General features: G+C 51.1%; 11 protein-coding genes and 1 tRNA gene. 9 read left to right on the top strand and 3 right to left on the bottom strand.

Annotated elements, in window-relative coordinates; all coding sequences use genetic code 11:
- Positions 1–413: 413 nt before the first annotated feature.
- Complete coding sequence (gene mutM, locus JWG39_RS05875) at positions 414–1,238, bottom strand: bifunctional DNA-formamidopyrimidine glycosylase/DNA-(apurinic or apyrimidinic site) lyase (protein ID WP_205218449.1); 825 nt, start codon at positions 1,236–1,238, stop codon at positions 414–416.
- A 211-nt stretch (positions 1,239–1,449) separates the two neighbouring features.
- Between mutM and JWG39_RS05880 the strand changes: the two genes are divergently transcribed.
- Positions 1,450–2,037: a CvpA family protein gene (locus JWG39_RS05880; RefSeq protein ID WP_205218450.1), complete on the top strand. Its 588-nt coding sequence runs from the start codon at positions 1,450–1,452 to the stop codon at positions 2,035–2,037.
- A gap of 458 nt (positions 2,038–2,495) precedes the next feature.
- Here JWG39_RS05880 and rfbD read toward each other — a convergent pair whose 3' ends face one another.
- Both rfbD and rfbA read right to left on the bottom strand, forming a co-directional pair.
- Positions 2,496–3,377, bottom strand: coding sequence for a dTDP-4-dehydrorhamnose reductase (gene rfbD / locus JWG39_RS05885; RefSeq protein WP_205218451.1), 882 nt, complete (start codon positions 3,375–3,377; stop codon positions 2,496–2,498).
- Positions 3,374–4,261: a glucose-1-phosphate thymidylyltransferase RfbA gene (rfbA, locus tag JWG39_RS05890; protein ID WP_205218452.1), complete on the bottom strand. Its 888-nt coding sequence runs from the start codon at positions 4,259–4,261 to the stop codon at positions 3,374–3,376. Before rfbA ends, rfbD begins: the two co-directional genes overlap by 4 nt.
- A 104-nt stretch (positions 4,262–4,365) precedes the next feature.
- Here rfbA and JWG39_RS05895 point away from each other — a divergent pair, with 104 nt between their 5' ends.
- The 8 genes from JWG39_RS05895 (at position 4,366) to JWG39_RS05930 (ending at position 14,758) form a co-directional block, all read left to right on the top strand.
- Positions 4,366–5,724 carry a phosphohexomutase domain-containing protein gene (locus JWG39_RS05895; protein WP_205218453.1) on the top strand — a complete coding sequence of 453 codons (1,359 nt, stop codon included), beginning with the start codon at positions 4,366–4,368 and terminating at the stop codon, positions 5,722–5,724.
- A gap of 193 nt (positions 5,725–5,917) precedes the next feature.
- Positions 5,918–7,345 (top strand): mannose-1-phosphate guanylyltransferase/mannose-6-phosphate isomerase, encoded by a 1,428-nt coding sequence (locus JWG39_RS05900; RefSeq protein WP_205218454.1) that lies wholly within the window; start codon positions 5,918–5,920, stop codon positions 7,343–7,345.
- Between the two features lie 25 nt (positions 7,346–7,370).
- Entirely contained in the window at positions 7,371–8,477 is a 1,107-nt protein-coding gene (mtnA, locus tag JWG39_RS05905; RefSeq protein ID WP_205218455.1) for an S-methyl-5-thioribose-1-phosphate isomerase, read from the top strand.
- 779 nt (positions 8,478–9,256) lie between these two features.
- Entirely contained in the window at positions 9,257–9,595 is a 339-nt protein-coding gene (locus JWG39_RS05910) for a P-II family nitrogen regulator (RefSeq protein ID WP_205218456.1), read from the top strand.
- A gap of 2 nt (positions 9,596–9,597) precedes the next feature.
- The gene (glnD, locus tag JWG39_RS05915; RefSeq protein WP_205218457.1) at positions 9,598–12,183 is read left to right on the top strand and encodes a [protein-PII] uridylyltransferase; all 2,586 of its coding nucleotides are present in this window, start codon (positions 9,598–9,600) and stop codon (positions 12,181–12,183) included.
- 230 nt (positions 12,184–12,413) lie between these two features.
- Positions 12,414–13,742 carry a type I glutamate--ammonia ligase gene (glnA, locus tag JWG39_RS05920; RefSeq protein ID WP_275888967.1) on the top strand — a complete coding sequence of 443 codons (1,329 nt, stop codon included), beginning with the start codon at positions 12,414–12,416 and terminating at the stop codon, positions 13,740–13,742.
- A gap of 216 nt (positions 13,743–13,958) precedes the next feature.
- A complete protein-coding gene (locus JWG39_RS05925) occupies positions 13,959–14,465 on the top strand; it encodes a DciA family protein (protein ID WP_205218459.1) in 507 nt (168 codons plus the stop codon).
- Positions 14,466–14,681: 216 nt separating this feature from the next.
- Positions 14,682–14,758, top strand: a tRNA-Arg gene (locus tag JWG39_RS05930).
- Positions 14,759–15,047: the final 289 nt, after the last annotated feature.

Genomic DNA, 15,047 nt, shown 5'->3' on the forward strand with positions numbered 1-15,047 from the left:
CTATTAAGTTATACCCCGTTTTGTCTCCATTTTATCCATTCATGGTTACAAACGACAAAAGGAACCACGAAAGGAACTGCAAGAGAAACCACGAATGAACACGAATGGACACGAATTATTACTCATTCGTAATCGCCCCAAATTGCCTTACCGCTTTTCGCCTTTCCCGTCCTTCCCGCTTTAAATAGAAAAATTCTTTGTTTTCAAATGCTTTTTGCCCTTATTCGCCTTATTCGAGCAGTTATTCGTTGGCAAAAAGTCTTTTCGCTTTTACTTTCCTTAGCATTCTTCGCGGTAAAAAATGTAGTTGATATTAGTGAAAATTAGTGTCCATTCGTGGTTACAAAATGCAAAAGGAATCACGAATGGATAAACAGGATGCAAAACGGATGCATAACTTAAGAGAAATAGTATTATTTCTGGCAGTTGCGGCAGAAGCAGCTTGAGCGGCCGCCAAGCACTTCTTTCTCAATATGCCTGCCGCATCTTTTGCACGGTTCGCCCGCCCGGCCATAGACCTGAAAATTCATCTGAAAATAGCCGCTCTGCTGATCGACGCTGCGAAAATCACTGATGGTGGAACCTCCACATTCAATGGCGAAGCGCAGGGTTTTTCTGATACATTCCACCAGTTGCTGCCACTCTTTCATGGTGATTTTTGCCACACTGCGCTGTGGACGAATACCGGCTGCAAAAAGAGATTCGTTTGCGTAGATGTTACCAATGCCCACCACGACTTCGCTGCTCATAATGAAAGGTTTCACGGAAATCTTCCGTCTTCTTGCCTTTTCCTTCAGCCACTGCGCAGTAAAGTGCTCGCCGAGGGGCTCTGGCCCGCTGGTGCGAAAAAAGACCTGTCGCGCGGTTTCATCCCCGGCGGCGAGTACTGCCACCCGCCCGAAGCGGCGCGGGTCGTGGTAACGGAGCAGAGTACTGTCATCAAGCATAAATTCAAGGTGGTCATGGAGACGGCGCGGTGTACCCTGCAGAAAGAGGCCGAGGTTGCCGGTCATGCCAAGGTGGAAGACCAGCAGTTCCCCGCTGTCGAGATCAAAAAGCAGGTATTTAGCACGCCTGCGGACGGCGGTAATCTGCCCGCCGCAGAGCGTCGACAGCTCTTTGACGGGAACGGGGGTGCGCAGTGCTTTGCCGCTGCTGTAGAAACGTTCCAGTCTGCGACCGACGAGATGGGGCTCAAGACCCATGCGGATTACTTCAACTTCGGGGAGTTCGGGCATGGTAAATAATCCTTGTTGTTTTTCTCATTTCTGCCATTATTTAACTGTTACAATGTGTACCTTCTCAAAAAACCGTGGACAACACAAAATAAGAACGATATCTGGTATCCACCAGTATATTGCTTCAGTTCATCGAAACTAAAAGGGGAAGGACGGGAGAAGGGAGAAAGGGAAAAGCAAAAAAATTAATACATAAGGGAGTGCAAAATCTATGAACAATCTTCATGAACTGCTCGGACCGCTGACGATGTATGATATGGTTATTCTTGGCATCCTGGGCCTGCTTGTTGCCCGGGGACTCTGGGTTGGGGCGGTTAAACAGGTGACGGCGCTGCTGGCCCTTTACCTTGGTTTCTTTGTCGCGAGCCAATACCACGAAGAGCTTTTTCCGATACTCAAAGATGTGTCAGAGAATCCAAAGGTAATCTTTCTCGTTGCCTGCGTTATTCTCTTCATCGTCACCTATATCGTTGTCGTGCTGCTTGGCAAGCTGCTCAGCCTTGTTCTCTCGATGACTCTCACCAGCTGGTTCGACCATCTTCTTGGCGGGGTGGTGGGTTTTTTCAAGGGAGTGATGGTTGTGGTTCTGCTGCACCTTATTCTCGGTACTTTCCTGGCACCGCAGAATGACATGCTGCGCAAATGTGCCACCTGCGACGTACTCAACGATGCCTCGGATTATACTCGAAACTTCATCCGTGATTCAGATGTCCGCAAATCGCTGGAACAGAAGACTCCGGCCATCAATATGGAACGGGTGAAAAAATATATTGATACAACCCTGAAAAGAGATGAGTAATAATTCGTGTTTATCCGTGTCCATTCGTGGTTCCTTTTGCATTTTGTAACCACGAATGGACACGAAGAACACGAAGGAAAGCAAAAGCGGAAAGGACAGGGTTTGTAACCACGAATGGACACTAATTTTCACTAATACCAACTACAACCAATTACAACCAATTACATTTTTTACCGCGAAGAACGCGAAGAAAGGCAAAAAGCGAAAAGACTTTTTGCCAACGAATAACTGCTCGAATAAGGCGAATAAGGGCAAAAAGCATTTGAAAACAAAGAATTTTTCTATTTAAAGCGGGAAGGCAATTTTTGGCGATGACGAATGAGTAATAATTCGTGTCCATTCGTGTTCATTCGTGGTTTCTCTTGCAGTTCCTTTTGTGGTTCCTTTTGTCGTTTGTAACCACGAATGGATAAACGGGATGCAAAACGGGGCATAACTTAATAGGAATGGTATACGCTTCAAAGTGAGGTCCTGGCCTCTTCAATGAGCTGCCCGCCAAATTCACTGGTGAAATCGTCAAGATGTTCCTGCCAGCTCTTAAAGACGTTTATTCCCGCTGTTTTGAGGACGCTGTTTTCGAGAATGGAGTTATGGGGGCGGTGTGCCGGAGTGGGGTACTCTTCGGTGGTACAGGGGCGTATGGTGTATGGTACGTCGAGACGGTTGAGAAAGTAACACGCTCCCTCATACCAGGTGCCATGGCCTTCACTGGTGGCATGAATTATACCGGTGATGTCGGAAGTAAGCAGCAGGGCGAGCTGTTCGGCCAGCGGGCGGGACCAGGTAAGTGAGCCATATTGGTCATTAACCACTTTCAGCTCCCGCTTTCCGTCGGCGAGGGCGAGACGCAGCATGGTTTTGAGGAAGTTTCCGCCGTGGGCGGAGTAGAGCCAGGCGGTGCGCAGGATGGCGGCGTTGCATCCCGAGGCGACAATCGCCTGCTCTCCGGCCAGTTTGCTGCGGCCGTATTCACTCAGCGGTGAAACCGGGTCACTTTCAAGATAGCTCTGTGGTACCTGCCGCTCGCCGTCAAAAACGTAGTCGGTGGAGATGTGCAGCAGCCGTGCGTCAATGCGTGCGGCGGCAGTGGCGAGGTTTTTGGGGCCCTTTGTGTTTCCGAGGCGGGCCGCTTCTTTCTCCGTTTCGCATCTATCGACAGCTGTATAGGCGGCGGCGTTGATAATCACCTGCGGCTGTTCTTTCTCCAGCAGAGAGTTTACCGAATTGGCGTTGGCGATATCGAGTTCTCTGTGGGTGCAGGGCAGTATTTCGTGTTCCGCCATGACACGCTGGCAGTCGCGGCCGAGCTGGCCGCCGGCTCCCGTGATAAGAATCTTCATTTTGCTTCCTCCAGCCGTTGTTGTGTAACAAAATCCATCAGATACTGGCCATATTGATTTTTCAGCATGTCCTGTGCCAGCGCCTCTACGTCTGAGAGACTGATATAACCGAGTTCCCAGGCGATCTCTTCAAGACAGGCCACCTTCAGTCCCTGCCGCTCCTGTACTGCCTCAATATAACTTGAGGCCTGCTGCAGTGATTCATGAGTTCCGGTATCGAGCCAGCAGAAGCCGCGGCCGAGCGGCTGCACCTTGAGAGTGCCGCGACGCAGATATTCGTTGTTGACGTCGGTGATCTCCAGTTCGCCGCGTGCGGAAGGGGTGACGTTTTCGGCAATCTTCACGACTTCATTGCCGTAGAAGTACAGACCTGGAACGGCATATTTTGATTTTGGCACAGCGGGTTTTTCCTCGATGCCGATTACTCGCCGGTCTTTATCAAATTCGACAACGCCGTAACGCTTTGGGTCACGGACAAGGTAGCCGAAGATGAGCCCGCCGGTTTTCAGTGCTGCTGCTTCACGGAGAATTCGTGTGAATCCCGGGCCAAAGAAGATATTGTCGCCAAGAATCAGGGCAACGGAGTCGTCGCCGATGAACTCCCGGCCGATGAGGAAAGCCTGTGCCAGACCCTCCGGCTTTGGCTGTTCCGCATACTCAATGGTGAGGCCAAGCTGGGAACCGTCGCCGAAAAGCTGCTCGAAGAGTGGCAGATCCTTTGGCGTGGAGATGATGAGAATTTCGCGTATTCCTGCAAGCATGAGCACCGACAGCGGATAGTAGATCATCGGTTTGTCATATACCGGAATCATCTGTTTGGAGATAGCGCGGGTGAGGGGATAGAGACGGGTGCCGGAGCCTCCGGCGAGGATTATTCCTTTCATGGATGACCAAATTGAAGTTGTTGGTAAAAAGGGGTATATTTAACGAATTCTGCACATTTATAAGGCGCCAATATATACGAAATTACAATGAAAAGGAATGGCAAATGGCTGACAGACTTGCATGTTTTACCGCCTACGATATCCGCGGCAGAGTGCCGTCCGAACTGAATGCCGGGCTTGCCCGCCGAATCGGACGAGCCTTCGCCGGGGTCTATGGTGTGACAAAGGTGGTCGTCGGACGGGATATACGGCTCTCCAGCGGGGAACTGACGACGGCGCTGATGGAAGGGTTGACAGAGATGGGAGTTGATGTCCTTGACCTCGGCCTTTGCGGTACAGAGGAAATCTATCACGCTGCTTTCAGCCTCGAAAAAGATGGGATTGACGGCGGCGTAGTGGTTACTGCCAGTCATAACCCGAAGGACTACAACGGCATGAAATTTGTGGTGCGCGGGGCGAAACCGGTGACTGGCGAATCCGGCCTGCTGAAGATGAAAAGTCTGCTGGAGGAGGGACGCGAACCCCTTCCGCAGGGCCGCCGGGGAACAATTACCGCCTGTGACAACAAGTCTCACTACATCGAACATCTGCTCGGGTATGTGAATGTCGCGGAACTGAAGCCACTGACCCTTGTTGCGAATGCCGGTAACGGCTGCGCCGGAGCCATTGTTGATCGCCTTGAGCAGGTCCTTCCGGTCACCTTCGTTAAGATTAACCATCAGCCGGACGGTACCTTTCCGAAGGGTGTACCCAACCCGCTGCTGCCGGAGAGGAGAGAAGAGACCGCCGAAGCGGTGCGCCAGTCCGGTGCTGATTTCGGGCTTGCCTGGGATGGCGATTTTGACCGTTGCTTTTTCTGGGACGAACGGGGCGAATTTATTGAGGGGTATTATATTGTCGGTCTGCTGGCACAGGAGATGCTGAAGGGTGCGCCGGGCAGCAGGATTCTCTATGATGCACGCCTGACCTGGAACAGCGAAGAGATAATTACCGCCGCAGGCGGAGAGCCGATTATCACCCGTACCGGGCATGCCTTTATCAAGGAGCGGATGCGCAGGGAAGATGCGGTGTACGGCGGGGAGATGTCTGCTCACCATTATTTTCGGGATTTTGGCTACTGTGATTCCGGGATGATTCCCTGGCTGCTTATTGCCTCCCTGGTCAGCCGCACCGGCAGACGGCTCAGCGAACTGGTGGCGGAGCGGGTTGCCGCATTTCCTGTCTCCGGGGAGATAAACAGCACAGTGGCCGATGCCGATGCGGTGATCGCTGAGGTTGAGAAACGCTTTGCCGACGGCGAAAAGAGCGAAGTGGACGGTTTCTCTGCAGCCTTTCCCGACTGGCGCTTTAATATCCGTAAATCCAATACCGAACCACTGCTGCGTCTTAACGTGGAGAGCCGGGGCGATCGGGCCCTGATGGAGCGGAAAACAGCAGAACTTCTGGCAATTATACGGGGTTGAAAATTCGTAACTAAAAGGGGAGGGACGGGAAAGGCGAAAAACGGTACGGCAATTTTTACCGCGAAGAACGCTAAGGAACACGAAGAAAGACAAAAGCTTGAGAACAAAGATTTTTTTTTAATTGAAACGGGAAAAGCGAAAGACAGTAAGACAAAGCCTTTCTCCCTTATTCAATATTTCCAAAGGGAAAAAAATGACACAAATCCAACCTGTAATTCTCGCGGGTGGCTCCGGCTCTCGTCTCTGGCCACTCTCCCGTAAACTTTACCCCAAGCAGCTGCTGTGCCTCACCGGAGAGCTTTCCCTGTTGCAGAACACCCTGTTGCGGGCCTGCAATCTGCCCGATGTGTTACCGCCGATCGTCGTGGTGGGCGAGTCACACCGCCATGTCACTCTTGCTCAGATAGATGAACTTGGGGCTGTGGTACAGGCGAAAGAGATGAGTGTCCTGCTGGAGCCGTCCGGGCGTAATACGGCTCCGGCCGTCGCCGGGGTGGCTCAATTCTGCAGGCAGCGCGGGGATGATGACGGGGTGGTACTGCTGGTGCTGCCAGCTGACCATGTCATCAGCAAACCGGAGGCTTTTTCCCGTGTTGTAGAGGAAGCAGTGGTTCTCACGGCGAAAGGGGCGGTGGTTACCTTCGGTATTCGTCCTGGAGCACCCGAGACCGGATATGGCTATATTGAACAGGGTGAGGACTCTGCAATTCTCTCCTTTAAGGAAAAGCCTGATGAAGAGACTGCCGCCCGCTATTTGCAGCAGGGAAATTTTCTCTGGAACAGCGGGATGTTCGCCTTTACCCTTGGCACCATCCTCACTGAGCTGGAGCATTATGCGCCGGAGATCCTTTCCGCAATGGGACAGGCTGTTGTGCGGGGCACCCGTGACGATCGCTTTTTCCGCTTCGACGCGGAGAGCATGGCCGAATCACCGGAGGATTCCATCGACTATGCACTGATGGAGAAAACGCAGAATGCCGCAGTCGTGCCAGCGAGCATCGGCTGGAGCGATATCGGGTCGTGGAAGGCGCTCTGGGATGTGCAGAAGAAGGACGAGAACGGTAACGTCACCAGTGGTGACGTGATCCTGGAAGGAGTAAAAAACTGTATCATTGAATCCCACAAGCATCTTGTTGCCGCCGTTGGCCTTGAAGATACCCTCGTTATTGAGACCGATGATGCGGTGATGGTTGCCCCCATGTCCCACGCTCAGGACGTGAAAAAGGTGGTCAACATCCTGAAGAAAGCAAAACGCAGTGAATATAACGTCCATACTACGGTTTACCGTCCCTGGGGCAGCTACACCGTGCTGGAGATTCAGCCGCGCTTCCAGATCAAACGCATCACTGTTACCCCCGGGGCCAGTCTCTCCCTGCAAAAGCATCACCATCGCAATGAACACTGGGTTGTGGTGAGCGGTACTGCGCGGGTGACCAACGGTGAATCCGTGAAACTGGTGTATGAGAATGAGGCGGCCTATATTCCGGCGGGAAATGTCCATCGGCTGGAAAATCCAGGGGTGATTCCACTGGAGCTTATCGAGACCCAGCTTGGCAGCTATCTGGGAGAGGATGATATCGTCCGTTTTGAAGATGCCTATGGGCGGAAGGGTGAACAGTGAGAAAAAGGGAGACAGGAGAAGGAACATGAAGGTAAATAAAAAAAACCGTCGCACCATCTGGATAGACCCGCAGGACCCGCACATCGTACGTGTCTTTGATCAACGGCTGCTTCCATGGAAGATCGTGGAAGAACCCCTCTGCCGCCCTGAAGATGCCATCCGCGCCATAAGGGAAATGTATGTTCGTGGGGCTGGCCTGATAGGGGCAACCGCCGGATATGGTATGTACCTTGCGACTCTGGCCGCTCCGGTAAACGACGATGCCGGATTCATGAACTATATGCAAGGTTATGCCGAAGAGCTCAATGCCGCCCGGCCCACGGCCCGAAACCTGAAATGGGCGATTGACCGGATGCTTGCGGCAATCCGCCCCGCTGTGGGAGCAAAAGAGAAACAGCAGGCGGCCCGCCAGGCAGCCGGAGAGATTGCAGATGAAGACGCGGATTTCTGCCGCCGTATCGGTCTTCATGGCAGAGAATTGATTCGCGCAATAAGCGAGAAAAAAAAGGGAGAGAGAGTTAACATTCTCACCCACTGTAACGCTGGCTGGCTTGCCTTCGTGGATTATGGCAGTGCTACCGCTCCAATTTATGCCGCCCGCGACGCTGGTATTGACCTGCATGTATATGTAGATGAAACCCGTCCGTGGAATCAGGGCGCACGGCTCACCGCCTGGGAGCTGCAGCAGGAGGAAATTCCCTGCACCCTGATCTGTGACAACACCGGCGGTCATCTCATGCAGCGCGGCATGGTCGATATGGTGATTGTCGGCTCCGACCGCACAACCCACACCGGTGATGTAGCCAACAAAATCGGCACATATCTCAAGGCACTCGCCGCCCGGGACAATAACATTCCGTTTTACGTCGCCCTGCCCTCCTCCACCATTGACTGGGAGATGGACAGCGGCAGTCAAATTCCCATCGAAAAGCGCTCTCCCGAAGAGGTTACCTCGGTGATGGGCGTAGACAGCGCCAGCCGCATTCAGACCCTGCGCATTGCCGCTGAGGGAACAGAGGCTCTTAACTACTCCTTTGACGTAACGCCGGCAAGACTCGTCAGCGCACTTATTACGGAACGGGGAGTAACTGCGGCAGACCAGGAGTCAATTCATGCTCTTTTTGGCAGATAAATTGCCGAGGGGGACGGGAAAAGGGAGACAGGAGACAGGAGACAGGAGACGGGAGACGGGAGACGGGAGAAAGGGAAAAGCAAAGGCAAAAGACGGTAAGACCTTTTTTTTTTACCGCGAAGAACGCGAAGGAAGGCGAAAAGGCAAAAAACAGATAGCCAGAGAAATACGCTAAACACTTGAAAGAAAGCAAAAAACCTTGAAAAAAAGATTTTAAAACTAAACAGAAAATTGCTGTTGTTATATTTTTACTCTTCGCGTTCTTCGTGTCCTTCGCGGTGAAATTCTTTGTCTTTTTTACATAAAATGCTTTTTTCCCGCCTTTTTCGATGTTCCGTCTTTTACAATAACCCTCCTGAAACAATCTCATCCCGCAACAAACCTCATCAGGTTTTGTTCCCCTGTTTTTTCCTGCCTCCCGTCTCCTTTCTCCCTTCTCCCTTTTTGCCTTTGCCCTTATTCGCATGATTCGAGCCTTTATTCGTTGGTAAAAATCTTTTTGCTTTTCGCCTTTCTTCGCCTTTCTTCGCCTTTATTCGCGTTCCTTCGCGTCCTTCGCGGTAAAAATTGCCTTTCCGTTGTTTGCTGTTTGCTTTTTCCTGTCTCCCGTCTCCCTTCTCCCTTCTCCCTTTTTATCTTTTTCCATAACTTCTTGAGAAATTACATTGAGACTGCTGCAACCTGAGATCATGAAAAAATTGGACTACAAAAATGACACAATTTTATGTAGAGTAAAGAAAATTTGTTACGCAACTGTGAAATTTTTTGAGGAGTCTGTCATGAAAAAAATCGAAGCAATCATCAAGCCTTTCAAGCTTGATGACGTAAAAGAAGCTCTCAGTGAACTCGGTATTGCGGGGATGACGGTCTGCGAAGTAAAGGGATATGGACGCCAGAAAGGGCATTCCGAGATCTATCGCGGGGCGGAGTATCTCGTTGATTTCCTGCCGAAGGTAAAGATCGAAACGGTGGTGGCAGACTCTCTCGTCGATGAGGCGGTGGAGCGTATCCGGGAGGCGGCCAACACGGGTAAAATTGGTGACGGCAAGATATTCGTCTCTCCGATAGAACGGGTGATTCGGGTTCGTACTGGAGAAGAGGGTGAGGCTGCGGTGTAATTATGCTCAATCGATTTAAAGAAGAACGAGAACGACTGCACCGGGAGTGGAATGCAGGACAGATAACCAGCTGCGCTGACTTTACCCATGCGTACAGTGATGTCATGGATGAATTTATCCTCTCTCTCTGTATCAGTGGCTGGGACGGAGAGACGTCGGAGGATGTGGCGGTGGTCGCCCTCGGCGGCTACGGACGGCGGGAGATGTTTCCCTGCTCCGATGTGGATCTGATGGTGCTTTACTCCCCGGCGGCAAAGAAGAAAATTACTGACGTGACCGATGCACTCTTTTATCCGCTGTGGGACAGCGGGGTGGAGCTCGGGCACGGTGTGCGCACGGTGAAGGAGTCAATTGCGCATGCGAAAGAGGAGTATTTTTTCCAGGTTGCCCTGCTTGATGCCCGTCTGCTCTGTGGGTCACAGAATTTGTTTGACAAATTGCAGGAGGCCTTTCGGTCCAAATTTACTGCAGGGAACCGGGAGGGGTTTGTCCGCCAGATGAAGGCATTTCGCGACTCCCGACTCGCCCGCTACGGCAGTGATGCCTGGCTCCTTGAGCCGCATATCAAAGATGGCCGCGGTGGCATGCGGGATTTTCAGGCCATGTTGTGGACCGGCCAGGTCGTTTTCGGCCTGCGCGGGCTTGAGGAGTTCGAAAATGGAGGCCTGCTGCTTTCCAGTGAACGAAAGGAACTGGCCGATGCTGAGTCCTTCCTCTGCCGACTGCGCTGTCATGCCCACTATCTCAGCCACCGTAAGATTGATCTTCTCTATTTTGAGCAGCAATCTGAACTTGCGGAACTGTCAGGTTATACCGACAGCGAAGGCGGGCGTGCCGTCGAACTCTTCATGGCTGATGTCTATGGTGCGCTGGAGACTATTCATCGCGCAGCCAATCTTTTTTTCGAGCATGTCGATGATGTCCTGGGACTTATTGACCGCAGTGGCAGAGCCGCTGACAAGGTTCTGGAGAAGGGTGTTGAGATCAAGGGAGGCCGCATCCAGCTCACTGCGTCGCCGGAAGAGGTGAAGAAGAAACCGCAGCTGCTGATCCGTGTCTACCTCGCCATGGCCCGTACCGGTCTTCCCATGCACCACCGCACCCGTCAGCAGGTAATGCGGATGCTTCCCCTTTTCGGTGATAAGGAGCGCAATTCACCAAGACTGGCCAAAGCCTTTTTCGCCTGCATGATGGAGGCAAAAGATGTTCTCAGCGTACTGATTACCATGCTGGAGACGGGAATGCTCGACAGGGTAATTCCCGAGTTCAAGCGCATTCATCGCCTTGCCCAGTATGATCTCTATCATATCTATACCGTGGACCGGCACTCTCTGCAGACGGTAAGCGAGGTACATGCCGGACTTACCGGCATGCAGGCACTGAAGCTTACTAAAAAGATCGCCGAGCCGAAAGTGCTCTATCTCGCTGCACTTCTCCATGACATTGGTAAAGGCAGTGGTCGGGACCACTCCATCGAGGGAGCAGATGTTGCCCGCAGTATCGGTAAACGGCTCAACTTCACGAATAAAGAGGTTGATGATCTCGATTTCCTGATCCGCTATCATCTCTTTATGCCGGAAAGCGCCATGCGGCGCGACCTTGATGATCCTGAATTTATTGAGCGCTGTGCAAAACTGATTGGCACCCCCGACCGCCTGGCCATGCTCTATTGTCTCTCTATTGCCGATTCCCGGGCGACCGGTCCCTCTGCATGGAGTGAATGGAAGGCAACGCTGCTCGAGGAAATGTATCTGCGGGCAGGCAGTGCGCTCAGCGGTGGAGTGGTCCCTGTGGGATCCGATCGTGATGAGGAGGGCGTGGAATGGCTGCGTGGTCAGCTGATCGAGGCCCTGGGGGACGAATCGGTGCGCATGCCCGTGGCGTCACTCAGTGGTGATTACATCAGCACCTTCTCCACCGGAGTTGTCGTTTCTCACCTGCGTGCTCACCGGGACAACTATCAGCGAATTCGCCAGCGTTCTTTTATCTCTGCGATGCCTGAGGAGAAGGGGTGGAAGGTTTTGATCATGACCGCAGATGCTCACGGCGTACTGGCCAAAATCTGCGGGTTGCTCACTCTTCATGGACTGACGGTGAGTCGTGCCCGAATTTTTACCTGGGAGGATGGTACGGTAGTCGATGTCCTCGATGTCATGCCGCCGGAAGGTTTGATGCTGGATGAAGTGGACTGGGATGCGTTTGGCGAGCAGCTTAATCAGGTTTTTTCTCATCGTTTTCCCCTTGCTGAAAAGCTTTACACCATGCTTGAGGATGTCCGCAGGAAAACACTCAGCAAACTGGTCGGAGAGGTGCGCAGCAGAGTGATGATCGACAATACCTCTTCAGACAGATATTCCGTTATTGAGGTGCATGCGCCGGAGCTGCCCGGTCAGCTGTATCGTCTCACTCAGCGTCTGGCTGATTTAGGTCTGCACATCCACCGTGCCTATATTGCCACGGAGGTGGAGTTGCTGATTGATGTCTTTTATGTTCTTGATGCATCCGGTGGCAAAGTGACGGATACAGCGCTGAAGGAAAAAATTGAGACTATGGTGCTGGGAGATATGGGCGACAGAGAGGATGATTAAAGTCGCGGGGTTATTCTGGGTTTTTTTTCGAGTTGTGGAAATAACAAATATGTTCTATAATTTAAAATTATATTGCAGTTTATACTCTAAATGTTATGTTTCTTTCAATACTGATGGAAGTAGAGGAGTTCCCGGAATTGCGACGTACTTTTTGAAGACTGTTTGACAGTGAATGACAGCGAAATTATAGGGAGAGTTCTCCCGGAGACAACTAAAAAAGGAGTATGGATATGACCAGAGAAGAGATTATGAAAATTATTGAGGCAGAAAATATTGGTTTTTTCCGCCTCCAGTTCGTCGATATCTTCGGTTTTATGAAAAACGTGGCTATCCCCAAGAGCCAGATCGAGAAAGCGTTGGACGGGATGATGATGTTCGACGGTTCTTCTATTGATGGTTTTGCCCGGATTAATGAATCTGACATGTATCTCAAGCCGGACTATGATACCTTTACTGTTCTGCCCTGGCGGAACAAGCACGGTGTAGCTGCAGCCCGGGTGATTTGTGATGTTTATAAATCCGATCACACTCCCTTCGAAGGTTGCCCGCGGGTAAACCTCAAGCGGGTTCTGGCCGAAGCGAAAGAGCTTGGCTACACAATGAACGTCGGGACCGAAGCAGAGTTTTTCCTCTTTGAAAAAGATGAAGATGGTACCCCTACAACCATCACCAACGACGTTGCCAACTACTTCTCTGTCGATCCGGAAGATACCGGGAATGATTGCCGCCGCGAGATTATTGAAACCCTTGAGAAGATGGGTTTTGAAATTGAGGCTTCTCACCATGAGGTTGCCGAGGGGCAGCATGAGATCAACTTCAAATATGCGGATGCACTTGCTGCTGCCGATAACACGGTTACTTTCAAGTGGGTTGTAAAGACTGTTGCTGCCCGCTATGGCTTCTACGCTACCTTCATGCCGAAACCGATCTTCGGTATCAACGGATCCGGCATGCACACCAATCAGTCGCTCTTTAACCTCGACGGGACCAACGCTTTCTTTGACGAGTCTGACGAACTGCAGCTCTCTGAGGTCGCCTACTCTTACATTGCCGGTTGCCTGAAGAATGCGGCTGCCTTCACCGCAGTAGCCAATCCGCTCGTCAACTCTTATAAGCGTCTTGTCCCCGGCTATGAAGCACCGGTTTATTGTGCATGGTCGGCATCCAACCGTTCCGCTCTCATCCGTATTCCTGCTTCCCGCGGGCTCTCTACTCGGACAGAGATTCGTTCCCCAGACCCGGCATGCAACCCTTATCTTGCATTCGCCATGATGCTGAACAGTGGTCTTGAGGGCGTGAAAAGCAAACTCAAGCCTGCTCCCGAGACGAAAAAAGACATCTTCAAGATGACCCTCGCCGAGATGGAAGAAGAAGGAATTAAGATTCTTCCCTCCAACCTTTACGAGGCGGTGCAGCAGCTCAAAGCCAATCCTCTCTCGAAGACCACCCTCGGACCCCATATCTATGAAAAATATATCACTGCAAAAGAGAAAGAGTGGGATAGTTACCGTATCGCTGTCACTGATTGGGAACTTGATAACTATCTCAACATTTATTGATTTTTAGAACGGTTGCAGACTTTTTGTTTGATCTTTGCCGAATCGACTCCCTGGAGGAGTCGGTTCGGCATTTTTATTCTGCAGGGAATATGGTATTGCTGAGGTGGAGATTTTCGTAATTCCTCAAAAAGTTATGAACAAAGATAAAGAGGGAGAAGGGAGACTCCCTTCTCCTGTCTCCCTTTTTTCCTGTTGGTTTTTGAGAAGTTACATATTATGGATGCTATGAACAGCGAGAAGAAAAAAAATAGATTTGAACCGGACGGGGATGAGGTGGGAAAGGTGATGGCCTCCCTTATCAAGGCGAATCGCTGGGAGAAGCAGCTTGATCTCTATTCTATCTTCACCCGCTGGTCTGAACTGGTGGAGGAGGAGATTGCCGACCACGCTGCTCCGGTGCGTATCGATCGGGATATTCTCTGGCTTGAGGTGGAAAATTCCTCCTGGATGACCGAATTCCAATATCGGAAAATAGAGATTGAAGATGCGGTAAATCGTGCACTTACTATGGGCCGCATCCGTGAGGTGCGCATGGCGTTGCCGAGGAAGGGGAAAGAATATATCCCCCAGCGTACCCTCCGGCCTCCACAGGTGGATATCATCCCGCCCTCGAAAGAAGAACAGGATTTGTTCTGTGCCCGGGCCGCAAGTATTACCGATGAAGTCTGCCGCCAGAGCTTCATCAGCTGCTGGTATATGCTGCGCAGTAGACAGAGGGGATAAGATTCTGGCTGCCTTAAATAATCAGTCTTTCACCCATCTTCTTCGTTACAGTAAAAAAATTATCCTTGGAATATCAATCATATACCTGCGGTAAATTTCTTCCTGTGCCTCGAATATGAACGAAATCCAAGATTATTCAAGATATCCTTCTGAGAGTCTCAGATCAGAATAAGGTTGATTTTCGTAAAAGTTCGGTTATTATTCGTTTTCGCTTATGCGCCCATAGCTCAGCTGGATAGAGCAACGGCCTTCTAAGCCGTAGGTCGCAGGTTCGAATCCTGCTGGGCGTACCAAAAAATTCAGGCACTTACAGAATATTTCTCTGTAAGTGCCTTCTTTATTCCCCACACTCTACCCACAAACCTGACAGACTCCCGGGTATTCCTTTTGTCGTTTGTAACCACGAATGGACACGAATTTTCACTAATAAAAATGTAGTAGCAATTCTCTGTTTAATTTTAAAATCTTTTTTTAAAGTTTTTTGCCTTTATTCGCATGATTAGAGCTTTTATTCGTTGGCAAAAAGTTTTTCGCTGTTCCGTCTTTTGCTTTTCCCCGTCTCCCGTCTCCCGTCTCCTTTCT

The organism is Desulforhopalus vacuolatus, assembly GCF_016918505.1.
Taxonomy (GTDB): Bacteria; Desulfobacterota; Desulfobulbia; order Desulfobulbales; family Desulfocapsaceae; genus Desulforhopalus; species Desulforhopalus vacuolatus.

Bases quoted from the DNA above. Each gene is read 5' to 3' on its own strand.
- JWG39_RS05895 (WP_205218453.1), top strand. From the start codon at position 4,366: ATGGCTGACAGACTTGCATGTTTTACCGCCTACGATATCCGCGGCAGA.
- mutM (WP_205218449.1), bottom strand. From the start codon at position 1,238: ATGCCCGAACTCCCCGAAGTTGAAGTAATCCGCATGGGTCTTGAGCCC.
- JWG39_RS05900 (WP_205218454.1), top strand. From the start codon at position 5,918: ATGACACAAATCCAACCTGTAATTCTCGCGGGTGGCTCCGGCTCTCGT.
- rfbA (WP_205218452.1), bottom strand. From the start codon at position 4,261: ATGAAAGGAATAATCCTCGCCGGAGGCTCCGGCACCCGTCTCTATCCC.
- JWG39_RS05925 (WP_205218459.1), top strand. From the start codon at position 13,959: ATGGATGCTATGAACAGCGAGAAGAAAAAAAATAGATTTGAACCGGAC.
- JWG39_RS05880 (WP_205218450.1), top strand. From the start codon at position 1,450: ATGAACAATCTTCATGAACTGCTCGGACCGCTGACGATGTATGATATG.
- glnD (WP_205218457.1), top strand. From the start codon at position 9,598: ATGCTCAATCGATTTAAAGAAGAACGAGAACGACTGCACCGGGAGTGG.
- rfbD (WP_205218451.1), bottom strand. From the start codon at position 3,377: ATGAAGATTCTTATCACGGGAGCCGGCGGCCAGCTCGGCCGCGACTGC.
- mtnA (WP_205218455.1), top strand. From the start codon at position 7,371: ATGAAGGTAAATAAAAAAAACCGTCGCACCATCTGGATAGACCCGCAG.
- glnA (WP_275888967.1), top strand. From the start codon at position 12,414: ATGACCAGAGAAGAGATTATGAAAATTATTGAGGCAGAAAATATTGGT.
- JWG39_RS05910 (WP_205218456.1), top strand. From the start codon at position 9,257: ATGAAAAAAATCGAAGCAATCATCAAGCCTTTCAAGCTTGATGACGTA.